Here is a 23,158-nt window from a genome sequence, read left to right as displayed (position 1 = left end):
ATCTAGTATTTCTCTGAAAACCCATCTCTAAGGTATTCCAGTATTTCTTGACCAAAAAACGAAACAGACAATAGAATCAATATAAGGAAAATAGCTATACTACCGAAAATAAACGAGAACACTATCCCCCATTTTTTATCATTCAATAAAACCTCTCCTATTCCAGCATTTTGTTCCTCGATAAAAAAGACATCTTTCATTTAATAATACCTCAAATCAGATGTATTTGTATAAATTTTTCCATTTATACACAACACTTGAAGAGACTTCTGTTAATTATTGAATCAAAATGAATTACATTTTCTGCATCGGCTATTGGAAAATCATGATGTTGTATAGTTCTTTAAAAGGAAGTTTTCTAAAAAAATTGTTGTTATTCAACTCCCATGAAAGAACTTAATCATCTTTCATTTTCTGTGGTGTAGCGCTGGTTTTTGCGCTACATGGATGGCTAACGGTACAATTTATTTGGACAAAATTATCGTTTTCATATTAAAATTGACATTGATTGAATTATTTAAGAGATAATCGAGGAGAGACATCATTGCAGATTTATTCATATAACATCCCAGAATTAGATTTTCATCACACAAGTATTCCCATTTATAACAAGGACAACAAAGTGATAAGTATCCTCAAAAAGAATCCCCATCGTATCCTAACACAACTGTTTCATATGCTTCTCCGATATGGAATGCCATACTGCTATAATGCTTTTTCGATTGATAAAAGTCCAATATACAAAATCGATTGCATATTTACTGGTTTTCGTTATACACTCTATAGCCGCAATGCAATGGATACGGTTTCAATTACACAAAAGCGTGTGCAATTAATTGAAAAGGTGCAATCTTTTCTGATCAACGGGGACATGTACCAATTTGAGAAAGATTACACTAATTCAGGAACCTTAACGTTAAATGGTGAAAAAATTGCTGTAATTAAAAATTTAGATCGTACAAATACAAATTTAACGAATCGTATCCACATTGAAGCAATCAATGATGAAATCGCATCTCTAACTGCTATAATGTATCAAACATTTGTACGTAAATAATATTTGATAGCAAAGGTTTAATATTTCAATGAAAAAACCAAATAAAGACAGCATTAATTCTACAAGAATTTGTAGATTTATCCTGTCTTTATTTTATAACAGCAACACTTATAGAAAACAGCCTTTTTTAATGCTAATAGGCCACACCAAGTTAGATGTCACTTCATACTTTTGATTAATCAAATTCTAAAACATTTTTTTCTACTACTACTTGGAAAACTTCTTTAGTACTGATTAAAATCGTTTTATAATGTTCTGTTTCAGTAAATGAATACCAAGACTTCTCATTAAAACCATTAGAAAGTTCTTCCGTAAATGTTTCTTGTTCAATATTATTTTTGATTTTATATTCTTCTTCACGGCCTTCGTCAAAGTAAAACTTTACTTTATATTCATACTCCATAAATCAACACCTCCCATCTACTTATATAATGGGTTGTAAGTACAAAAATTATGAAACATAATAAAAAGCAACACCTAGTTAGGTATGACATTCTATCTTTTTCATTTCTGCTCAACTCTGCATACATTGCTCAAAATCCTCAAAGTTCCAGCTAAGCCCAAGTCATCATCAAACATCCTGTTCGCATATCAACTAACCATAAAAAATAGCCCTCTTAACAAATACTTATTAAGAAGGCTTTATATAATTCCTAGTCTATCACTTATCTCCAACTGGCTTTAATAATTTTATTGGAAAATAGCTAACTAACGAATCCGATTCATTCCTTACATATAGATAACCATTAATTTCAATACCTAGCGATGAAAAAGTGCTTCCCTTTAAATACATTCTGTTATCATCAGCTCGAACGTATCCCTCTATTGGACTAAGTTGCGCTCGCGTATCCGCTGTTAACTCATAACGCACGCCTTCTTCTCTTTGTATCGTGTCTGCTATTTTAATATCTGTCCCTTGATATTTTATACATGTTTCTCCATACTCATCCTGAAAACAATAAGAAAGGAATTGCTCGTCATTTAAGAAAGAAATCTTGACTGGTTGATAATTGATACCTTCATCTTTATTAAAATTTTGTCCGTAATTCTTAAAATATCCAATTTGGTCACGATTAATATAAATATAAGTTGGATTGTTATAGAAAGATGAACGTATTTTTATTGGCACTTCTTTGAAAACTACCAAATCCGTTGCTTGTACCCGATATTGCCCCATCTGGTAAAATGTTTTGCCATCATATTTTTCAATATCATACGTTCTAAAGAAGTTATTTCGCTTTACCACTAACGAATCAAACGTACCATCTGGATTTTTCTTGTACACCTTGATGTCTTTTTTAAAGGTCATTTTTCCTGTTTGCCCTTTTACAACTTCTACTCCGTCATACATCACTTTTGCTTCTGATTTTGCTGGGTTTACTACAGCTAATACAAATGCTGCTAGTAACACAAGAAATAATTTTTTCATTATTCTCCCCCTACTCAGCTTTATTATAGAAAACACAATTTCTTAGTATAATATACTAACAATAAAAACGTGATGATGGAAATGTTTTAACAAAATTAGAGTGTTTTGCTTCAAAATAATTTCTTATCTCTAGTACTCTGATATAAAAATGACGGTTTACATTTAAAGACATTTAACTAGTAAAGATATAAATAAAACTAGTGACTATTTTGATGTATTCATTTAGTTGGTCACTTTTTGATCACTCGCTCCATCTTCTACTCAATTCTGCGCACATAATTCTTTAAAATTACACCCTTTACAGTGCCATTTTTCAAGGGTTTGTTCAAATTCCTCAAAGTCCACGGGCTCATTGGAGAAAATATCTGCCTGATATTTTTTCATTTCTAATACACTTCGCTGAAACGTATGTAAAATATTGTCCATATCAAATGCTGTAAAGGCATATTTTTTTCGTTTACCCGTCAATAAATATTCATTATAAACATCAATCTGGTCAAGAGATACACGATATTTCTGTTGAATATAGTATGCGTAGAGCGCTAATTGCTGGCGATCATCATCAGATTCTCCGCCTGTTTTCCAGTCGATAATAATCCACTTGTCTGCTATTTCATCGTAATAATGAAAATCCATTACGACGAAAACTTGTATCCCCTCTATTTTCATGGAACGAAATTGTTCAGGCTCACCAATTCTTAGGGAGCCTTTTTGAGCGGTAATTTGCTGGAAAGTATCACTGTTAAGAAAGTTGTCAAAGACTGCGGTCATTCGCTCCTTATAGTCTTGTACAAGTTCAGGATTTAACTGCCCATCGTAATAAATTTCCTGCATCATATAAAATTTATTCGGCTTATGTCTCCATAAATCTACATGGCGTGTAGAATCGATAAAAGCGGCATTAAGCTGGCCACGTGCACGATTTACTAGCTCAGCAACAGTTGGGGCCTTGCCGGTTTGCAAATAATCATTGATCGATTGCTCTATTAAGTGATGGACGATTTGCCCAAATAAAATCGGCATGGATTGCAGCTTTTTTAAGCGATAGACATGTTGATGATACGGCTCCACATTGTAACTTAGCCAGCCATTATGAGAAAAATAATATTCATAGCCATATTTTCGCGCACAGCTTGTTAACGTTTTATGACGTGACAGTGACCACGAAAAAGATGGAAAAGGTGAGATTTCAAACATGGATATCGCCTCCCTATATGTGTATTTTATCAATTTCGACTTGGCGTAATTGCCGCTGCCGCTTCGCTTTCGCGCAGATAAACAATCCGTGACATCCGCCGGAGGCTTTACCTTCATTCAGTAAATGTTTGGATATCCGCTGAAAAGGAATCACATCTCCATTTATCTCATCACCTTCATACGTAGATGTGTCTTCTATTGAATGAAGATAAAATCATATAAGAGTTGTACTATTAGCACAATGGTTACAATACGTAGTAATAGCTTTACTTGACTTGCCTTAACCTTTCTTGCAAGGATAATTCCTATTTGCGCACCAATGACAGAACCAACCATTAACACGATAGTCAATGGCCAATCAATTTTACCTGTGGCAATATACGTAATTGCGGCTCCAGAGCACATCGCAAAAACACCTACACGTGACAGACCTACAGCTTTCATATAAGAGATTTTCTCATGAGCATATGTATAAAGTGCCAGCGTACTGCTCCCAGGACCGAACATCCCATCATAAAAACCAACACCAAGAAGTATTGGACCGTTTTTACGATTCATTGTAAAGCTTTCTTTTTCTCCAAATTCAGCCCCACCTATAAAGGACATAATAAGGGCAAAACCTAATAAAACAATCGCGATGAACGTCAATGTTTGACTGCTCATAAACGATGCAAACAGACCTCCAAGGGTACCACCTACTAGGGAAACAAGTAGTACTGAACGCATTTCTGACCATGACAATTCTTTTCTTTTATAAATCGTGTAGAAGCTTGAAAAGGCGCTGACCATATTTGAAACCTTATTCGCACCAATCGCTGAATGGACCGGTACCCCCATTAACATCATAGTTGGTAATGTAATTAACCCTCCGCCTCCAACTAATGTTCCAATGACGTTGCCTGTGATGCCTATTAGTAAAAACAACAAGTATTCCATCTCATCCTTCTTTCTATGACACACATGATGGTATTCATATGATACAGTATAACAGACTGCTACTTTTTAAGATAAACTACGAGGTGAACGAATGCTTGAACAACAAAAAACACTTACACCGCGTTTTTGTAAGCCACTAACGCTTATTGTCGCGACCATTTTTTTAGCTGGCATTACGGCAACGCTTATCCAATACAGTAAGCTCCCCGCAACTATACCCGTTTTGCAGAGCTTTACAAGTGAACATGCGCAATTTGGTCCGAAAATCGCTATTTTTTATTTACCCTTTATTGCCTTCATGCTATTTTTACTTTTACAATACTTAGAGATTAGAGCCGCTTATCCTATCCCACGTAAAAATAAGCCTACCTTATCTCATACAGAGCGACAAAATGGGATCATTATTTTCTGTCTCATCAAAAATAGTATACTACTGTACTTTACATATTCACTTTTCAATGACTTAACAGTGGCTTTAGGCCATAATCGCATTTTACAGCAGTGGCATGCTTATTTATTTCTATTTGTACTATGTACTATATTTATAATAGGAGCCGTTCGTGGGATTTTATTGAGTAAGAAGGAATAAAGCGTACCTCACTCCGATACTGTGTTGATGGGAAATTAAAACCACCTATACCTTTGCAATTGTCTCTTATGCAAAAGGTATAGGTGGTTTTATTATTAAATCAATTAATAAAGCATAATAATTAAAACAAGTGTTGCACTAATAATACTAATTTTTATTGTTTCTACTTTATATATGGAATATGTCTGTACCTCTCGCTTTAGATTATGCCAAATAATGAAACCATATAAAAACGCAAACATAATCATTAATGGTTTATACAATGGACCGACCCATGTTGCCCAAGCAAAAACGCTTGAAAGCATCGCAAGTACAAGTACTAACAGCCACCATATACGCTTAGATGGTTTCGGTTTCGATCCTTCTAGATTATGACGTTTATAATAGTACATAGAGAATATATTTACAACTACCACAATAAGTGGCAGGATAAATATCCATGGTATTGATTCTACAGAGTATAATGTTTGAAATACTTCATCATACATGTCAGAATTCCCAACAAAAAATTGGCCCGAATCAACATTTAGCATGCCTGTATCTGAAATCTGATAGCGCTCTTCCCGATGATCTTTAACAACTACTACATCTGCAATATGGTTACCTAACTTTCCATCTGCCTTTTCGACATACTGTGTTAAGTCTTCAAAAAAGCTATAAACTATTGTATCTTCAACCTTCTTTATAGAAATATACAAACTCGAACTTCGCGCAAAGAATTTCCCTCCTTTTCCTCCGAAATGCTTATAAATTGCTTGGATGGATTGATCAGCAGTTTGAGGTGGTGATGAATTTTGTGGGATAAAAATTAAAAATAGAGCAATCATGGCAATCGTTAGTAGTAAAAAACTTTCCTTCCATAAAGTTAAGCCATTTCTTTTCTTATGGTGAATGTGTTCATAAATACGGGCCTTTACAGCCTGATCTTCTGGTAATTTATTGAGATCCTTCAGTCGTTTGTTTAAATCCAAATTCATCACCTCCAAGTATCTTCTCTAAAGCCTTCATAGCATTTCTCTGTGTATTCGCTATTTTCACTGTAGACCACCCTAAAATTTCACTAGTTTCGGCTAAATTCAACTCTTCAATTTTTCTGTAAATAAGAACCTCTCGATATTCAGGCTTTAATAATTGGATTGCTTCATATAACAGTCGACGCTCCTCAGACTGCATGATCCAATCATGCGGTACATATTGTGTCTCCCGTTTTTCATGTTCTCTTTGAAATGGCAACCATTTAATAAGTGCTTTTTTTCTATATGTATCATAGACAAGGTTTCGTGCAATTCTCCTTATATAAGTGCCCATAGAAGCCTCATTTCTAAACTGTCCTTTATAAACACGGATAAAGGTTTCCTGCGTTAAGTCCTCCGCTAAACCTGGATCCGAGACCATATAGTAAATAAATTGATAAATGCATTGAAAATATTGTTCATAAAGCTCATCAAACTCCATCTTCTCACCTCTCTTACTTTATTAGACGAATGAGGAAACAAGATTTGTATGTTTAAGTGTAAATTTACTAAGTTAAAAAATAGGCTACCTGACACCATATAGTATCAAGTAGCCTAAATTTTTTAAAGATCCGTTTTCATATTTTCAAATGCATGTATTAACACATACTTTTGTACACCACGAGCCATTTCAATGCTTTCCTGGGCATGATGATGAAAGGCTGTTTCATTCTTCGTTTTGTATGCATAAACCGCTTCAATTGCTGGTTGCATCCACGGCTTTGTAAGCTGATCGCTGCGCATGTCAGTTGTTCGTCCTTCAAGTGCAGCGATATAACATTTTGCATAGCTAGTTAATGGCTCTTTTTTTATTTTATCGGCCGCATCCTTTGCTTCCTCTAAATTCTCTTTCATGATCGCCATCAGAAATTTACAGTTATACTTCATTGCTGGCTGCTTATATTTTACGATGGCTGTTTCTAATGAGTGAAACTGCTCTTCCCTTGTCCCATAAGCAAGAGTGTAAGGATAGGCAAAAAACGGATCATTTTTACGATCTTTTACTAATTTATCTACCATCTTCATATTATTTGTCCTAAATAAAATATGTATATGTCTATAAAGCATTGCAATCACAGTAAGGGCAATAATGCAGATTGTTATGGATAGGTGCACTCCTGCTAGTGATAGTACTATTGTTAAAATAAATATGAACAAATAAAATATGACTAGTTTTGTAATTCTCATAATTCCTCCTACTGTAGTTTCCTCCGCATTTTTCGAGAAAAAATAAAGCCAGCTCCAAGGAAGAATACAAGCGCCATAAACTTCATGAGAGGAATAATAAATAACTTGCTAATCACGAAAACAACCAAAATATAATAGACTACCATTAACAGTAAAAATAACGTCAGTTTATTCACTGTGCTTCCTACTTTCATTCAATGCTGTTTCAATGGCCGCTAGCGCTTTCGGTCCCATCCCATGTAAATTTTTTAACGCTGATAAATCAACCTTTTCCAATTGCTCTAATTTTGTATAGCCTGCTGCATTCAATGCACGTATAGCAGGTTTCGCTACTCCCTTTGGCCATTCCGTCATCTATGCTCGTCCCTTCTTTTTTCGTCTATTGAATAACGCTTTTCCTATAATACCTAATAATAGTATAGCAAGTGAGACGACATGATAATTAACAAAAAAGTCGTAAATGCTATATTATTATAACGGTATATTGCGGTGATAATCACGTCCTGAATCCGCTTTGTGATTGCACAAAGAACTTCCTTTCCGATTCCGTGACTTCCGCCGGAGACTTTACCTTCTTTCAGCTGCTGAAGAAGTTAATTACAATCAAGCAACCTTTTACTACCTGCTCGATGAACTGTACTTTAATCACCTCTCTGCTTTATTATGCAATCGAACATGATGAAATGCAAATAAGCTAGGTCTTTAGAGCACATTGAACATTGCCGAAAGAGGCAATCAGATTACTAATGCCATGTATGCCCCAGCTTGTTAAGATGGAGCCATTAGATTTTCTCTCATTGATCCACCCCAATAAATAACCTGCAAACGCGGCTGACATAACAACTAATACGACGACTCCAAAAGGAATAAAAGAAAACATCATCAATCCATGTAAAATGCCAAATAGTAAACTTTGTACGATATTTCCTATTTGAAAACCAAACCTATGCATGAATCTTTTCAGTAAAAAGCCTCGGAACAATAGCTCCTCTGAAAATCCAGTTTGTACAATAGCATAGAAAAAGACTGGTATGAGTGCTGAAAAACCAAGTCCTGTAAAACGATTGGACGCTAAAATTGAACTGTCTAGGTAAAGATAAGTAATTAAAGTGAGTGGTAAGGTTAATAAAACAATGATGAATAAAAACCATACAAAATATATCCCTTTATTTTCAATGACAAGCTTTTTGAGGCCGATCCATCAAAAATGATTGTTCCTTTCTTGCTGAGAAAAACCACCAAATAAACGGTATAACTGAAAATAATATGACTTGAAAAATTGCGCTTAGTACACTTTCCAAAACCATAATTTTCCCCCCTGTTCAAAATGTTTTACATGAAGAATGACAAGTGATGGTAAGCTGTTTTCCGGAAATCGCTAGTTGATGTTTGAAGTTCGCCGGTAACACCTGCTTTTTCGCCGCTTAATGTTTGAATTGCGCCGCTAACTCCTGCTTTTCCGCCGCTTAATATGGAAACTTCGCCGCTAACTCTTGCTTTTCCGCCGCTTGATGTGGAAACTTCGCCGCTAACTCCTGCTTTTCCGCCGCTTAATGTGGAAACTTCGTAGGTACTCTATATTGCGTCTTTCTTCATGTTAAGCATATTAAACAGCAGAGTTGAAATCAAGATATTTTTTTAATGATAATCGTTAAATAATTATCCATTATAAATAAATATTAAATGTTATTCAGTAAATAAACATTTAAAAAGCGACTAGAAAAACTCTAGTCGCTTTCACTCTTTATTTGGATTTCGCTCAATAAATTCTGTAATTTCATCTTTTAATTCATAAACTAAATGAAAATAATGACTCATTCATTGCACCCTTCTTGCGCCATTTTTGCATTTCTTGATAGTGGAATGTGATAAAATAACTTTCAATCTCTTGACGCTCTATCCCTTCCTTTTTTGCCATATCGACAATAGAAAGACCTTCTTTCCAGTATTGATCATACACGTCTTGCGCTATCCCAAGCACCTTACAAATAGCATCATAATCGTATTTCACATGGTAAACAAGCTGTCCATCTTCACCATTTGCATGTTGTTGAATTACATTATTTGCATAACAAATTGGTTTAAAGCTCATTATAAGTAGGCTCGTGAGAAATATTTTTTTGAATGGTGCTTTCATGTTAAACCTCCTTCATGTTTTCACTAGTGTGTGAGGTTTAAAAAAATCATATTCCTTTGATCACAATGCTTTTCGAAAAGAAAAGCACCATTTTTCATATCCTAATCGATCTTCATAAAAACGATGCGCACTAGTCCTTTGAATACCAGACTCTAAAGCAATATAGTGCGCGCCATTTTCTTTGCCCCATTTGTGAAGATAGTGCAATAATATTTCTCCATAACCTAATGAACGATACTCCTCATCCGTCACTAAATCATAGACAAAAATATGGCGTTCACTGTAAAAGTTGACTCTCCAACTTAATCCGGCGACAGCCACAATGTTCTTATTTTCGTATAAAGCAAATAACAAATAGCCATCTTGGGTCATTTCTTTTAATAATTGGAGGTATTTTTCTACTGTTAATTCCGTACGAAGCTGCACCATAACGTAATATGCTTCCATCCACTCCTGCTGCGTTGTTAATTTTTTGATTGCTATAGTCATTATTCGAAACTCCTCTTACCAATATTTAATATAATGAAATACTCTATCGTCTATTTTCATCCCGAGCTTCTCATATAATTTTTGAGCACGAACGTTGTCTGTCGCTGTTTCTAAAGCTATATAACGCGCATCTTTCTGTAAACAGTATGAATAACACTGTTCAATTAGGCCTTGTGCTACACCTTGTTTCCTAGCATACTCTGCCACAAATAAATCGTTTAAAATATACGCCTGTTTCATTGCAACAGATGAAAAAATAGGATATAGCTGGACAAAACCAACTGGCTGCGCATCCAAATAAGCTAAAAAAATTACCGACTCCTCCTTATTTAAACGCTCCATCAGAAACTGCTCAGCCTGTTCTAAATCTGATGGTTGACCATAAAATTCTCGATAGGCATTAAATAATGGCACGACGTCTCCAACATTTGCAAAGGTAACTGTACAAATCTCCATAATCGTTTCTCCCCATTTCTTTTAATATGTAATTCTTGTATTATGATAAAAAACTAACTGACATTTAAAAAGAAACAGTTTTCCACATTCCAACATGTCAAGGAGGGACTTTATGGAGGATTTTATTTTCTTATTTACAGATGAAGAGGCAAAATATAAACAAATTTATCAACAAATCAAATGGTTAATCGAACAACGGAGATTAACAACGAATGATTCGCTTCCTTCTATTCGAAGGCTAGCCGAAACTTTACATGTTAGTCGGAATACAACTTTAACTGCCTATGAGCAGCTCGTAGCGGAAGGATACATACGTGGTGAAAGACGAAAGGGATATTTCGTGAATGAATTTGAAAAAGTTTTTCTTCAGGAGGAGGAATGGCCTAGCCTTAGTCAAGAAATTAAAACTAACAGTGGAGATGTCATCATTGACTTTCGGGCTGGAGCTGTCGATCAACAACATTTTCCTTTAAAAATATGGCGGCAAATGGCTAATCAAGTGTTACCTTTACAAAAGTGCTATGAATATGGCGACCCTTTCGGTGAGCCACTTCTAAAGGAACAGCTTGTACATTATTTGCTTCAAGCTCGTGGCGTACATGTAAATGAAGAGGACATTATTATCGGTAGTAGCACGCAACAAATGTTAATTTATCTAGGCTTTCTATTAAAGCAAGATTTCCCAAGTGTTATTTTAGAAGACCCTGGCTACAACGGTGCACGAGAAGCGTTCAAGCTGCATGACTTTCAGATAGAAACTTTACCTGTGTCGGAAAAAGGTGCAAAGCTTGAGCATTTAAAGCATTTACATTCGCGCTTACTCTATGTCACACCTTCTCATCATTTTCCATACGGCGTTTCCATGATCATTCAGCAGCGTCAAGCTTTAATTCAGTGGGCTAAAAAAGTTGATGGTTATATACTTGAGGATGATTATGATAGTGAATTTCGTTATACGCAACAGCCATTTCCTGCTCTCGCCTCACTCGACAAGTCACGTGTGATTTATATGGGGACATTTTCAAAATCATTTTTACCAGCTATTCGTTTAAGCTATATGGTGCTACCGAAATCACTTGTACAGCCATATAAAGAACGCTTTGCTCATTTTGAACATAACGCCTCGTCCTTACATCAATTAACAATGGGGAAATTCATGGAACAAGGTGAATGGACACGGCATATTAAAAGAATGCGTATCACCTATAAATATAAAATAAATGCTCTTGTAGAGGAGCTTAACAAACAGTTCGGAGAAAAAATTACGATACTTGGAGAACAATCTGGACTTTATATATTAGTTAAGGTGCAAACTCAATATTCAGAAGAGCAGCTCATTCAAAATGCACAACAATACGGAGTCAAGGTCTACCCTACCAGCCCATATTTCCTACAACAGCCAAGTTCTATACCCATTATACAATTAGGCTTTAGTAAATTAAAAATGGAGGACATCATTCTCGGTGTACAACTGCTAAGAAAAGCTTGGATTACGGAATAATACGCCATAACTGCAAGGGTTAGGGTTATGGCCCCTCTTTATCTCGATCATCATATGTTTCATCAGCACATTCAACATAGTCGCTCCAGAAAATGTATGTTCCACTTTTCCGATATTGCGTCTTTGGGTGATCTGATTGCAGTTTTCTCTTGGAGCTGAGCAGTTTTTGCGTTGACCCGATTGGTTTTCTTTTGAACCTATAAAAAAGGAGTTTGCACAGATTGCCTCTGCACAAATCCCCCAAAATTTTTTTAAAAATAATCAATAAACGTTGGAATGCCTACTGGTAGTACCGTCTCTAGTAGTGCAATTTCAATGGCATTGCCTTGTAAACGCTCGATTTTTTCTAAATAGCTCGGTCGTTTATAGCCTAGTAACATCGTGGCAAGTGTTTGAACCGTTAGCTGAATAGCATTTTCTGACTGTGTCTCACTTACCTTTTCAACTGCAACTTTTCCGTCGTGCTTCGTTATAACAAATGTGCCATTATTCCATGCCACAATGCGATCACTAACAGCTAGTCTAAGCTGAAAATCATTTCCCGTGAATGGGTAGCGTAACAGAAATTCTTTTACGTCAACAATTCGTGCCATAAAATAAGGGGATACCTTTTGAATAATTTCACTATCCTCTAACAGAAAGGCAACGGCTTCATTGCCAGTTGTTTTACCATAGACGTTGTAAATCATTGAGTTATGTGCTGAGACAAAATTCCATAAACCTTTACGCGCTTCTTCCTGCAAATAGACAATTTCATCGATATAAAAATTTTCCTCCATAATACGATAAAACATATAACCCTGTGGTATATCATCCTCATCATAATAAACTGCTGCCTGAAGGTTCACATCACTATCGATAAATTTTTCTTCCCAAAAATCTTCCTGAAACTTTTCATTCCAAGCGATACTATTACGAACCATGACACCGTGCGTTTTCTTTGAATAATACGCATAAATAGTCACAACGTCTTCATGTTTCGGATCGACACGACGGATTTTTCCATTTAGGCCTCCATAACGAGGAAGCTGCGTATCTTTGATTTGAAATTCCACAATATCACTCATAATTTCCCAACCCCTTTTTCGGTAATAAGGGATAGAATATGGAAATAAATAGGAGATACATTGTCCTTCGTTTCGCAACCGCTCTAGGCTCTCAATAATAAGGCTCTCCATCAAACCATGCCCAGAATATTCAGGGTACGTTCCGACAGCAGTGATGCCTCCCATTTCATAAATCCTACCATGAACGTTTACCTCAAAAGGTAGGCATAAAATTTGAGATACTAGATGTGAGCCATCGAACCAACCAATCGCATGTCCTTCATTAAATTGCTTACTTTTGGCATTCACAAAGCGACGATCCTTATGAATGGACATGGACATTTGAAAAACATAATTAAGCAAATCTATAAACTGTGCCATTTCATCTAATCGAATTTCTCGCATAACTAAGCCTTTACGTTGATTCATGATCCTCTCTCCTCATCAAATAACTCTGAAAAAATGGTTTCCGGTGCATTTAAAAAACGCTTCGTAACAATGTAATGTATAGTATCCTCATAACGAATAGCTTCAATCTCCCCATTATCAAAACTATAGATTGTAGCATTTGGATAGCCAAGTAAAATAGGTGAATGTGTGGCGATAATAAATTGTGCCTCATGCTCTAAATTTTTGATAATTTTGAGTAGGCTTAGCTGTCTCGTTGGTGACAACGCCGCTTCTGGCTCATCCAATAAATAAATTGCCTTGCCTTTGAAGCGATGCATAAATAGTGATAAAAAGGACTCACCATGTGATTGATGATGTAACGACTTCCCCCCAAAAGCGGTATACTTATTTGGATGACCATCTAACAAATCAATATGACTCGCAAATTGATAAAACGTTTCAGAACGTAGAAAAAAGCCATTTGAAACCTTTGGCCACCAGGATAAACGGATGAATTCTCCAAGTGCAGATTCCGCTTTATGTACTTCATATAAATTTTGACGGCCGCCCCCCGCTGTATTAAAATCACAGCGATCAGCTATAGCCTCCAATAGGGTTGATTTCCCAGAGCCATTTTCCCCTACAAAGAAGGTAACGTTCGTAGGAAACTCTAGCTCCTGTAAATCCTGCAAACTTGGTATATTAAAGGGATATTGATCTTTCACTGCTATTTCCCCCTGTAATACCTTACATGACTTTAAATACATTTCGTTTCCTCCCTTACTACTATTATAACGTGCCTACGCTTTTTTCCAAACATAAGCCACGCATCGCTTCAAAGGAAATCAATGATCATAAAAAAACAAAGGCAGAAAAATCAAAACATTAGTACAAATCATAAACTCATCATTGAACTTGACCTATAACAATACCTAATCCCTAGGTACAAAAACTATATTATGAGCATCAAAAACACAGTTGTAACTACAAATATCTATGAAATATTTCCCGAGAAATAAATAAAAAATATGTCGAAAGTTGCAATAAAAAATAATAAAATTATGCCATAATATAGCGATTTACAAAAAATAATGAAATAGCATAATCAGACTCACTCCCATTTTGAACTGCTATTTTTCCCGCTACAGCTAATATTAATTTAGTACTTGCAATAAAAGTGCCTATAACATAATCTGTTAATTCCGAAAATAGCTTCCCTTAGATTCCGTATATTTTGTTTTTGAATCTTTATTCCCCCCCATTTTTCTATCCCATGATGTAAAACAGGTGACAGAAGGGTTATTCCTTGAAAAAGCTGAGATAATGACCGTTGAAGATTGTCCACATCAATTTCCCAAATAAATATACCACCTTATGGTTTGGGATGCCCAATTCAGTCAACTCTTATTTTTTAGCGTCAAAAAAAAATAGACAAACCGAAATTCTCAGTTTGTCTACATTATTAGTAGTTTTACTCTAAAGCTTTGGAAATAAAATTAAACATATAAGAGTTCATCTTAGGTCCTCCATTCATCGGGTTCCCATTAATAACAAATGAACCTCTATGAACGCCTATAATTTGATTATCAGTGTTTATTAATGCTGAACCCGATTGTCCTGGTGCGGTATCAATTGTATAAAAGGCTACAGATGCATCTTCTCTAGTAATATTTCCTCTCGTACCAAATTGAGAAATTTCACCACTCGCCTGCATTAAATCTCCCGGATAACCATAAATACCGATATTTTGATTAAGAAGATTATTCACCTGTTTAATTCCAAGAGTTCCTGCAACATCTCCCGCCTGTTTATTGTCTTTTGATACATCCAAAACAAGAATAGCGAAGTCTTCAGAGCTCGAACCAGTTGAAGCCCAATTAGCAGCTACATAATAATCATTAACTTTATAAGAACCAAATAATCCAACACTATTACTTACGCCAGGGTAAACCTTTGCACTAGTTATAGTTTCTTTTGTTTCTGGGTTTATTACACAATGTCCATTTGTTAAAACTTTATTTTTGCCAACTAAAGAACCTGTACAAGAACCACCTTTTCCATCAGGCCAATTTATTTCAATATACGTAATTGCACTATATGGCAATTCTTTAGTATTCTCTACTTTTTTTCTACTATCGTCACCGATGACAATGCGTGGTGATATTTGTAATGGTCCTCTAGCAGTAGAATCATTAATAACAACTGGTGGTGGTGTAATATCGATAAACGAGTGACCTTCCATTATTGAATCAATCTGGATGGGCGAAATTTCCCCCGAACCTTGAACACTTGGTATTTCATTAATTAATGGCGAATTGCTAACATTAAACTCCTCATATTTAATGATTTCACCTTTCGAGTTTACCATGTCATAAGGATGTGACATTTTACTTGGATCAAATGAAAATTCACCTAAAGACTCATCTGCAAAAACATTCATTGGCACTAATAAAAAGATAAGCATAAAGAACAACCTAATAGTAATTTTTTTCATGTTATTCCTCCCTTTGGTTTAAGTCTATTTATAGTTTAATAGAATTGAAAGGAAAAATAAAGATAAAATATTAAAAATTGGCAAAATATAAATAATTCTGAATATGATTAAAAATTTAGTGATCGTTTTATCCATTTCAATCTTTAGGATTACAGTCTTTTCTCTATGATCTACCCCTAATTAAAAATGTTCTAGATTTAAAGCTCTTATCATACATTGAGTAAAACCTTCCCCTTGCTCATTATCCTCATAAACCCTATCTCTTTTACATTACATACAAGCAATAATAAAGGAAGGTTTTTTTCTAGGTTCAATAAAACATTTATAAGGAGAAGGATTATGTTTGTAACTCATTTCTATGAAAACAAGACGTCCGTTTTAAGTCAGCTGCTCGTAAATTTACCTACTGTCGAAGAGAACATTAAAATTAAAGGACGTAAAGCTAAAGTTGTTCAGATTGTTCAAATAGACGACAACAACTATCAAGTAAGTATCATTTTTGAAAAAATACCTAAAAAACAACCGTTAAAAGAAATTGGCAAGAAAAAGAGATAGCTCTTCCCTATTCACCTTCCGACGCTATCATTTAATGATAGCGTTTTAACTTTAAAAAAGCGGGAATCGAACTATAAGAGAAAAATCCACTGCGAATTATTCTCAACGATAAAATGTCTTCAAGAAAAGCATTTGACTTTTTAATTGATAACAATTATCATTATCAATAGATTATTTCTTACTCCGAAATGCTTAGTTCAGAATCCCCCTATTTTTTTGAAATAAGCATGTATCAAACAGATATTCTTACATCAGACTAAGAATATCTTTTTTTTAACTTCTTTCAGCAGATGTTAAGAAGTTTAATTCTCCGACGGATGTTTAATTAATTGGAGAGATTTACATAAATAAAGGAGCTGTTTTCATGGATTATCGTATTGAAAAAGACACTATGGGTGAAATTAAAGTACCTGCAGATAAAATTTGGGGTGCTCAAACGCAGCGCAGTAAAGAGAATTTCCAAATCGGAACAGAACAAATGCCTATTGAGCTAGTTCAAGCAATGGCCATTTTAAAGAAAAGTGCTGCGATGGCCAATAATAAATTAGGTAAGCTTTCAGATATAAAAGCAAATGCGATTGTGCAAGCAGCAGACGAAATTTTAAAGGGTCAATGGGACGATCAATTCCCTCTTGTAGTTTGGCAAACTGGTAGTGGTACACAGTCAAATATGAACGTCAATGAGGTAATTGCTCACCGTGCAAATCAACTTTTACAAAATGTTGGAGAGGCTGAACGCATCCATCCAAACGATGATGTCAATAAATCTCAAAGCTCAAACGATACCTTCCCAACGGCTTTGCATATTGCTGCAGTGTTAAAAGTTGAAGATTATTTACTACCGCGACTACGCTTACTAAAAGATACACTTGATGACAAAGCAGAAAAATTTAAAGATATTATTAAAATTGGTCGTACACATTTACAAGACGCTACACCTTTAACTTTAGGTCAAGAAATTAGTGGCTGGGTAGCAATGCTTGCTAAATCTGAGCAAATGATTGTCCAAAATATTGAATATATGAAGGAATTAGCGATTGGTGGAACAGCAGTTGGTACGGGTATTAACGCACATCCCGAATTTGGTGAGCGTGTAGCAGCGGAAATTAGTCAATTAACAGGAAAACATTTTACTTCAGCTGCAAATAAATTCCATGCACTGACGAGTCATGATGAAGCTGTTGTCGCACATGGCGCATTAAAGGCTCTTGCGGCTGACTTAATGAAAATTGCCAATGATGTTCGCTGGTTAGCGAGTGGTCCTCGTTCTGGTATTGGTGAAATTACGATTCCAGAAAACGAGCCAGGCTCATCTATTATGCCTGGTAAAGTAAATCCAACTCAAAGTGAAGCGATGACCATGGTTGTTACACAAGTTGTTGGTAATGATGCAACAATTGCCTTTGCCGCTTCCCAAGGTAATTTTGAGCTAAATGTCTTCAAACCAGTCATTATCTATAATTTTTTACAATCAACTCGTCTACTAGCAGACACAATGAAATCATTTAATGATCATTGCGCTGTCGGTATCGAGCCAAATAAAGAAGTACTTAACCATAATTTACAAAATTCACTAATGCTCGTAACTGCATTAAACCCTTATATCGGTTATGAAAATGCGGCAAAAATTGCGAAGAAAGCCCATAAAAATGGCACAACATTAAAAGAAGCAGCGATTGCATCTGGTTTACTAACAGAGGAACAGTTCGATGAATATGTGGACCCTGCAACGATGATTTATCCAAATGTTAAATAACAGGCGTGCAAGTTAATCACATAGCACCTTCAAAACATTGATATATCAACGTTTTTATATAATAGCTCCATTATGTACTTAGCAGTTAGTATATATATTACTGCATGTTTTTGAGGCTTAATGGGGCTAATTAAAAACACTTTGGTGGGCATGTTTGTATGAATGACTAAAAACCTAGATTGGGGCTAATGCTTCAATCTTTTTTTGTTGGTCCATTATAAGAAAAGTTTACTTACAAAAAATAGCACTGTTTGACACAGTGCATTTCTAGGTACATTAGATAACCCTTCACAGATAATTGTGGAAGGTAACTTTATTTTCAAAATAACTACAGTTAGCACAAAGATAATCTTTATTTATAAATATAGCACTGTTCATATTTGACCAAGGAATATGTTCAGAACATCTTTCGCATTTATCTACATACTTATCACGTAAAATACCATTCTAAAAAACATACCATTGTTTTTCCGATAAACTTTCAGGTCCATTTTTTATGACAAGCAACGATATTTCTATCACTTCACCATCGTCAAATCTATTCTCGCAAATTAGTTCTTTCAAATATGAAATAAATTCAGATGATTCTCTTAATATTCTCTGTTTAAGCTGATTCCTTTGCATAAAACCTCTCCTTTTTCCATCTACTTCAATTCGACAAAAGGAAAGGATTCCCTTCTTTTTTACAATAAAATTAATACTAGTTTATGTTCACCGTATTTAGTCATCCAAAATAAAAAAACACCTGCCGTAGTAAGTGATTATTTTATAACTTTTCTTTATTCGCATTTTGTTGAGATACCATTTCTTTACGTTTTTCTTCTTCTTCCAAACATTTTTTATAAATGCGTCGTGCGGTCAACATACTAATCATATATTCCCCATTCAAACAAGAAGTAATGACTTTCAGATTGTCCAAATATGTAATCATACACATGTCCTTTTTTTACTTGAATAATTTCAATATGATTCAATCTAGTTAAAAGCTTTTTAATAATTGATTCTGGCGCATTAAGATAAGATAACTCATTTTTAAATCTACCTAAAAAATCATCTGTATTCATTGATTCAATACAAATATTTTCTTTGGGGTAATAAGTATTAACCCATTTTTCAAGCATTGTTATCCATTGTTCATCAGAAGGATTTGGTTCATCATTGATATCCCATTCCTCTCCATCGAACAGTTCTTTTTTAAATATTGCAGAAAATGCCTCTTGAATATTATCAAATTGACTTTTTTCCGCAAATATTAAATCTACTTGCATTACATATTCATCTCTAAATTCATATCCATCAAATAATAAATTTGATAATCTTACATTTGCAATCTGTCTGGCAAACGAATTGAGATCATCAAGCAAATCTTGAATTTCTTTAAAGATCAATAATCTTCATTCCTTTCTTCCTACCATTCCTTTAAATTAATAATAAATCACACTATATCGATTTGGATAACTTTTCTATTTGAAATTCTAGCCAATTTTCTATATTTGGTCTCACTTAGCCAGTTTTAAAACGGTACTGGAGGTTCTCTCATACTTGTCCTCCATAGATAATGACTTAGCGACTTATTCTTTAAATAGCCCTACTTTATACCCTACAAATACGGCTAAATGAAGCACTATAAAAGTACCCTCTAAGATAGACACTAAAAAAGTCTTTCTTAGAGGGTACATTTACATTTAACATAAAAACTAGATGGAGCACTGTTCAAGAGAGCTTTGTAAATTCCTAATTACTTATCTCCAACTGGTTTTAATAAATTCACTGGAATCCAATGTGTGGACTCGTTGTTGTCACCTTTTTTCCAAGTTACATTTAGATAACCATTAATTTCAAGACCTTCTGAAAATAAAATACTTCCCTTTTTCAATGTACTTATCGTTGCAGATCCTTTAATTGGATCGAGTTTAAAATCTGTATCTTTTGTTAGCTCAAAATGCACGCCTATTTCGCTTCTTTTCGACTCAGAGATTTTAAGGTCTGTACCAGGATACTGTATACACTCTTTAGAACTAACATCATTCGGACCGCAATAAGAAATTATTTGTCCATTATTTGTAAAAGAAAAACCCGGGTTGGTTTTTTCATTGAACCACATTCCGTAAGTTGCGGTATTACTATCACGATTAATAAAGATATAAGTTGGGTTGTTATAGAAAGATGAACGAATTTTAATTGGTACTTCCTTGAAAACTACCAACTCCGTTGCTTGTACCCGATATTGCCCCATCTGGTAAAATGTTTTGCCATCATATTTTTCAATATCATACGTTCTAAAGAAATTATTTCGCTTGACCACTAACGAATCAAACGTACCATTTGGATTTTTCTTGTACACCTTGATGTCTTTTTTAAAGGTCATTTTTCCGGTTTGGTCTTTTACAACCTCTGCTCCATCATACATCACTTTCGCTTCCGATTTTGAGGGATGTACTACTGCAAATACAAATGCTACTAGTAACACAATAAAAAATTTTTTCATAATTCTCCTCCTACTTAGCTTTATTTTAAATAACACACTCCAATAAGCATTATATACCAATATATTCTAATATTTTGGATCATTACCAAAACATGTGGTTGATTTTCGTTCCGACTGGGCGCTTTGTTGCTGCCGCTACGTTAGCACTACGCTTTCGCACAGAGCAAAGCTTCCTGGGGGCGTCCGATGAACCGCTTTTGGTGTTGCTGTCGCTACGCTTTCGCACAGTCAAAACATTTGTAGCTGACGCTTCGCTTTCGCTACAGAATACATTTGGTGCTGCCGCTACGTTAACACTACGCTTTCGCACAGAAAACATCCGCTGCGCTGCAGGGTCTCGGGCCAACACGATGTTGGTCACGAAGGCGTTATCACAGGATGTGATGCTTTTAGCCTTCGTTCCTCTATTGCTGATCCCCGAGAAGTCAGTCGAAACGAAGGTCAACTATTTATATAGGAGACGTTTTAACAAAAGTCGTCCACAAACTTTGGTGATTAATTAATATTTTACCAAAAATATAATGTTCTACGAATAAAAATATACAAAAAAGATTGAACCTACATGTATCAAACGCTTTTTCAACTCATCACTATTCTTTTTGTAAATGAGCGATATTAGTCCCCTATTTTTAACTAGACATGACACTAGTTAATGTTTTATTATAAATCGATTAGAGAATAAAGCTGATTAAAAATTGTAGAGGAGTGTTCGTTGATGACAATTAGCAAAATGAATCCAAAGGTTGATGAATTTTTAGGTAAAGCTAAAAAGTGGCAGGAAGAATATTCGGCGTTAAGAAATATCGTTCTTGCTTGTGAATTGACTGAAGAATTTAAATGGATGCATCCTTGTTACACACTTGAGAAAAAAAACATCGTGTTAATACATGGATTTAAAGATTATTGTGCCCTTCTCTTTCACAAAGGAGCTTTATTAAAGGATGCCAATGGGATATTAATTCAACAAACTGAAAATGTACAGGCGGCGCGCCAAATTCGTTTCACCAACGTTCAAGAAATAGTTGGCATGGAAACGATTATAAAAGATTATATTCTTGAAGCCATCGAAGTTGAAAAAGCAGGTTTAGAAGTGCCCATGAAAGAGCATAAGGAATACATAATTCCTGAAGAACTTCACCATAAATTCAATGAAATGCCTACCTTAAAAACGGCTTTTGAAAAATTGACGCCAGGACGACAAAGAGCATACATTCTACATTTCTCTCAACCTAAACAATCCAAAACTCGCGTGTCGAGAATTGAAAAATACACGCAACACATCCTTGATGGTAAAGGATTAAATGATTAGTTTATTAAATGGGAAAATAAATAACTCTGTTATAAAAAAGGTCGAAGCAAATGGCTTCGATCTTTTTTATTTCGGCTTTAATAGAGATTCAAAGAAAAAAGACTATCTGTTTAGTAGATAGCCTCTTCGATAACATAACGACATTTTTACTCCTCCCAGAACAATTCATCTAGGGTTTTATTTAACGTTTTACATATCGCGATACATAAATTCAAAGTCGGGTTGTATTTACCTAATTCAATTAAACCGATTGTTTGCCTAGTAACCCCCACTTTATCAGCCAATTCACCTTGTGATAAATCATGTTCAATTCGAGCCATTTTTAAGCGTATGTTTTTCACATTGATCACCACTATCTTCATCTTCTAACATTCTTTGAATAACTCGATCACTTTTCTTTTTAGCAAGCCCATAAAATAAGAGTAAAATTCCGGCAATACATGATGCATACAATAACAGTGATACAAAAAATACCAAAAAGAAAAAATATATTGCTTGTGGTGTACTTTCTGCGTAGTTGAATGCACTGTTAACACCCATAATAATTGCAATAATCATACCAATAGCAACACCGAAAATAATAAATTTAGTACTTAATTTAAACTTACTTGTACTATCGTGAATCTCTACTTCATCAGTAAATATGCCGAGATAGGCTGCTCTGCCACAATAATAAACAGCTGAGAATAATATAATCAACCGTTCTGTAAATACATTTTCTGAGGACACTCCCTCTGTTATAAATTTTATTAGGATCGATATTAAACATATTACAATGACAATGAAAAAAATCTCCTTGTAAATTTTATTTTGCTGATTTTTAATTCGTTCATCGACGTGTTTACTTTTCCAAAACATCCATATTTCCCCCTTTATTTTATGATTTTAATTATACAGAATATTTGTCTTTTTGCAATATATATATTGCATTAAGTTAATTATATTTTTCATTAATAAAATGATACCCTTTATGCGTGCGTCTCCCAGACGTTGGTTTTACAAAAGACAGAACAAAAAAACCACTCATTTATGGGAGGGCACTGAAAAACTTACGTTTTCATAAAAGCGAACCTTTCTCAGATAAAAATAAGGCACTTCTTGTTCGATTTTGAACAGGAAGCGCCTTAT

The 23,158-nt window shown here is 34.8% G+C and carries 27 protein-coding genes; 6 read left to right on the top strand and 21 right to left on the bottom strand.

The genetic code is table 11. The features are described 5' to 3' along the window. Positions 1 to 2 precede the first annotated feature (2 nt). Positions 3 to 200 carry a hypothetical protein gene (locus ACIPKN_RS24060; RefSeq protein ID WP_400941046.1) on the bottom strand — a complete coding sequence of 66 codons (198 nt, stop codon included), beginning with the start codon at positions 198 to 200 and terminating at the stop codon, positions 3 to 5. A 344-nt stretch (positions 201 to 544) separates the two neighbouring features. Between ACIPKN_RS24060 and ACIPKN_RS24055 the strand changes: the two genes are divergently transcribed. Next, the gene (locus tag ACIPKN_RS24055) at positions 545 to 1,057 is read left to right on the top strand and encodes a tubby C-terminal domain-like protein (RefSeq protein ID WP_400941044.1); all 513 of its coding nucleotides are present in this window, start codon (positions 545 to 547) and stop codon (positions 1,055 to 1,057) included. A gap of 175 nt (positions 1,058 to 1,232) precedes the next feature. On the opposite strand, the gene ACIPKN_RS24050 is transcribed toward ACIPKN_RS24055, so the two are convergent. The 4 genes from ACIPKN_RS24050 to ACIPKN_RS24035 form a co-directional block, all read right to left on the bottom strand. Further along, entirely contained in the window at positions 1,233 to 1,460 is a 228-nt protein-coding gene (locus ACIPKN_RS24050) for a hypothetical protein (protein WP_400941041.1), read from the bottom strand. Between the two features lie 258 nt (positions 1,461 to 1,718). After that, positions 1,719 to 2,486 (bottom strand): hypothetical protein, encoded by a 768-nt coding sequence (locus ACIPKN_RS24045; RefSeq protein ID WP_400941039.1) that lies wholly within the window; start codon positions 2,484 to 2,486, stop codon positions 1,719 to 1,721. A gap of 261 nt (positions 2,487 to 2,747) precedes the next feature. Next, positions 2,748 to 3,683, bottom strand: coding sequence for a PD-(D/E)XK nuclease family protein (locus tag ACIPKN_RS24040; protein ID WP_400941037.1), 936 nt, complete (start codon positions 3,681 to 3,683; stop codon positions 2,748 to 2,750). A 195-nt stretch (positions 3,684 to 3,878) separates the two neighbouring features. Then, complete coding sequence (locus ACIPKN_RS24035; protein WP_400941035.1) at positions 3,879 to 4,619, bottom strand: sulfite exporter TauE/SafE family protein; 741 nt, start codon at positions 4,617 to 4,619, stop codon at positions 3,879 to 3,881. Positions 4,620 to 4,710: 91 nt separating this feature from the next. Between ACIPKN_RS24035 and ACIPKN_RS24030 the strand changes: the two genes are divergently transcribed. After that, positions 4,711 to 5,208 carry a DUF1648 domain-containing protein gene (locus ACIPKN_RS24030; protein ID WP_142507772.1) on the top strand — a complete coding sequence of 166 codons (498 nt, stop codon included), beginning with the start codon at positions 4,711 to 4,713 and terminating at the stop codon, positions 5,206 to 5,208. 104 nt (positions 5,209 to 5,312) lie between these two features. Here ACIPKN_RS24030 and ACIPKN_RS24025 read toward each other — a convergent pair whose 3' ends face one another. The 8 genes from ACIPKN_RS24025 to ACIPKN_RS23990 form a co-directional block, all read right to left on the bottom strand. Beyond that, a complete protein-coding gene (locus tag ACIPKN_RS24025; protein ID WP_400941032.1) occupies positions 5,313 to 6,179 on the bottom strand; it encodes a hypothetical protein in 867 nt (288 codons plus the stop codon). Then, positions 6,145 to 6,663, bottom strand: a complete 519-nt coding sequence (locus tag ACIPKN_RS24020; RefSeq protein ID WP_142507774.1) for an RNA polymerase sigma factor — start codon at positions 6,661 to 6,663, stop codon at positions 6,145 to 6,147. Before ACIPKN_RS24020 ends, ACIPKN_RS24025 begins: the two co-directional genes overlap by 35 nt. A 122-nt stretch (positions 6,664 to 6,785) precedes the next feature. Beyond that, on the bottom strand, positions 6,786 to 7,409 hold the full coding sequence (locus ACIPKN_RS24015; protein ID WP_400941030.1) for a hypothetical protein: 624 nt from the start codon (positions 7,407 to 7,409) through the stop codon (positions 6,786 to 6,788). Between the two features lie 168 nt (positions 7,410 to 7,577). Further along, a complete protein-coding gene (locus ACIPKN_RS24010; protein WP_400941027.1) occupies positions 7,578 to 7,763 on the bottom strand; it encodes a helix-hairpin-helix domain-containing protein in 186 nt (61 codons plus the stop codon). Between the two features lie 340 nt (positions 7,764 to 8,103). Then, the gene (locus tag ACIPKN_RS24005; RefSeq protein ID WP_400941025.1) at positions 8,104 to 8,391 is read right to left on the bottom strand and encodes a CPBP family intramembrane glutamic endopeptidase; all 288 of its coding nucleotides are present in this window, start codon (positions 8,389 to 8,391) and stop codon (positions 8,104 to 8,106) included. Between the two features lie 807 nt (positions 8,392 to 9,198). Continuing rightward, positions 9,199 to 9,546, bottom strand: coding sequence for a hypothetical protein (locus tag ACIPKN_RS24000; protein ID WP_400941022.1), 348 nt, complete (start codon positions 9,544 to 9,546; stop codon positions 9,199 to 9,201). A gap of 60 nt (positions 9,547 to 9,606) precedes the next feature. Next, positions 9,607 to 10,035 (bottom strand): GNAT family N-acetyltransferase, encoded by a 429-nt coding sequence (locus tag ACIPKN_RS23995; protein WP_142507778.1) that lies wholly within the window; start codon positions 10,033 to 10,035, stop codon positions 9,607 to 9,609. A gap of 15 nt (positions 10,036 to 10,050) precedes the next feature. Continuing rightward, positions 10,051 to 10,491 carry a GNAT family N-acetyltransferase gene (locus tag ACIPKN_RS23990; protein WP_400941020.1) on the bottom strand — a complete coding sequence of 147 codons (441 nt, stop codon included), beginning with the start codon at positions 10,489 to 10,491 and terminating at the stop codon, positions 10,051 to 10,053. Between the two features lie 112 nt (positions 10,492 to 10,603). Here ACIPKN_RS23990 and pdxR point away from each other — a divergent pair, with 112 nt between their 5' ends. Next, positions 10,604 to 11,992, top strand: coding sequence for a MocR-like pyridoxine biosynthesis transcription factor PdxR (gene pdxR / locus ACIPKN_RS23985; protein WP_400941018.1), 1,389 nt, complete (start codon positions 10,604 to 10,606; stop codon positions 11,990 to 11,992). A 251-nt stretch (positions 11,993 to 12,243) separates the two neighbouring features. Here pdxR and ACIPKN_RS23980 read toward each other — a convergent pair whose 3' ends face one another. The 3 genes from ACIPKN_RS23980 to ACIPKN_RS23970 form a co-directional block, all read right to left on the bottom strand. Next, entirely contained in the window at positions 12,244 to 13,467 is a 1,224-nt protein-coding gene (locus ACIPKN_RS23980) for a GNAT family N-acetyltransferase (protein ID WP_400941016.1), read from the bottom strand. Beyond that, positions 13,464 to 14,195: an AAA family ATPase gene (locus ACIPKN_RS23975; protein ID WP_400941014.1), complete on the bottom strand. Its 732-nt coding sequence runs from the start codon at positions 14,193 to 14,195 to the stop codon at positions 13,464 to 13,466. The genes ACIPKN_RS23980 and ACIPKN_RS23975 overlap by 4 nt, the downstream gene beginning before the upstream one ends. Before the next feature lie 704 nt (positions 14,196 to 14,899). Further along, a complete protein-coding gene (locus ACIPKN_RS23970; RefSeq protein ID WP_400941011.1) occupies positions 14,900 to 15,922 on the bottom strand; it encodes a trypsin-like serine peptidase in 1,023 nt (340 codons plus the stop codon). 339 nt (positions 15,923 to 16,261) lie between these two features. On the opposite strand from ACIPKN_RS23970, the gene ACIPKN_RS23965 reads away from it, so the two are divergent. Next, positions 16,262 to 16,477: a hypothetical protein gene (locus ACIPKN_RS23965; protein ID WP_370083458.1), complete on the top strand. Its 216-nt coding sequence runs from the start codon at positions 16,262 to 16,264 to the stop codon at positions 16,475 to 16,477. 364 nt (positions 16,478 to 16,841) lie between these two features. Beyond that, positions 16,842 to 18,233 carry a class II fumarate hydratase gene (gene fumC / locus ACIPKN_RS23960; protein ID WP_400941009.1) on the top strand — a complete coding sequence of 464 codons (1,392 nt, stop codon included), beginning with the start codon at positions 16,842 to 16,844 and terminating at the stop codon, positions 18,231 to 18,233. A 447-nt stretch (positions 18,234 to 18,680) separates the two neighbouring features. Here fumC and ACIPKN_RS23955 read toward each other — a convergent pair whose 3' ends face one another. The 3 genes from ACIPKN_RS23955 to ACIPKN_RS23945 all read right to left on the bottom strand — a co-directional run bounded on the left by ACIPKN_RS23955 (position 18,681) and on the right by ACIPKN_RS23945 (position 20,721). After that, positions 18,681 to 18,857 (bottom strand): hypothetical protein, encoded by a 177-nt coding sequence (locus tag ACIPKN_RS23955; protein ID WP_400941007.1) that lies wholly within the window; start codon positions 18,855 to 18,857, stop codon positions 18,681 to 18,683. A 242-nt stretch (positions 18,858 to 19,099) separates the two neighbouring features. Continuing rightward, on the bottom strand, positions 19,100 to 19,621 hold the full coding sequence (locus ACIPKN_RS23950) for a hypothetical protein (RefSeq protein ID WP_400941004.1): 522 nt from the start codon (positions 19,619 to 19,621) through the stop codon (positions 19,100 to 19,102). A 350-nt stretch (positions 19,622 to 19,971) separates the two neighbouring features. Then, the gene (locus ACIPKN_RS23945) at positions 19,972 to 20,721 is read right to left on the bottom strand and encodes a hypothetical protein (RefSeq protein ID WP_400941001.1); all 750 of its coding nucleotides are present in this window, start codon (positions 20,719 to 20,721) and stop codon (positions 19,972 to 19,974) included. Between the two features lie 715 nt (positions 20,722 to 21,436). On the opposite strand from ACIPKN_RS23945, the gene ACIPKN_RS23940 reads away from it, so the two are divergent. Then, on the top strand, positions 21,437 to 22,030 hold the full coding sequence (locus ACIPKN_RS23940) for a YdeI/OmpD-associated family protein (protein WP_400940999.1): 594 nt from the start codon (positions 21,437 to 21,439) through the stop codon (positions 22,028 to 22,030). A gap of 146 nt (positions 22,031 to 22,176) precedes the next feature. Here ACIPKN_RS23940 and ACIPKN_RS23935 read toward each other — a convergent pair whose 3' ends face one another. Both ACIPKN_RS23935 and ACIPKN_RS23930 read right to left on the bottom strand, forming a co-directional pair. Continuing rightward, complete coding sequence (locus ACIPKN_RS23935; RefSeq protein ID WP_248718819.1) at positions 22,177 to 22,371, bottom strand: helix-turn-helix transcriptional regulator; 195 nt, start codon at positions 22,369 to 22,371, stop codon at positions 22,177 to 22,179. Then, positions 22,337 to 22,888 carry a DUF6773 family protein gene (locus ACIPKN_RS23930; protein ID WP_400940996.1) on the bottom strand — a complete coding sequence of 184 codons (552 nt, stop codon included), beginning with the start codon at positions 22,886 to 22,888 and terminating at the stop codon, positions 22,337 to 22,339. The genes ACIPKN_RS23935 and ACIPKN_RS23930 overlap by 35 nt, the downstream gene beginning before the upstream one ends. Between the last annotated feature and the right edge of the window lie 270 nt (positions 22,889 to 23,158).

The organism is Lysinibacillus sp. NPDC086135, from assembly GCF_044746345.1.
Lineage (GTDB): Bacteria > Bacillota > Bacilli > Bacillales_A > Planococcaceae > Lysinibacillus.
The sequence above is the reverse complement of the archived record's forward strand: the minus strand, read 5'-3'. Positions and strand labels throughout refer to the sequence as shown.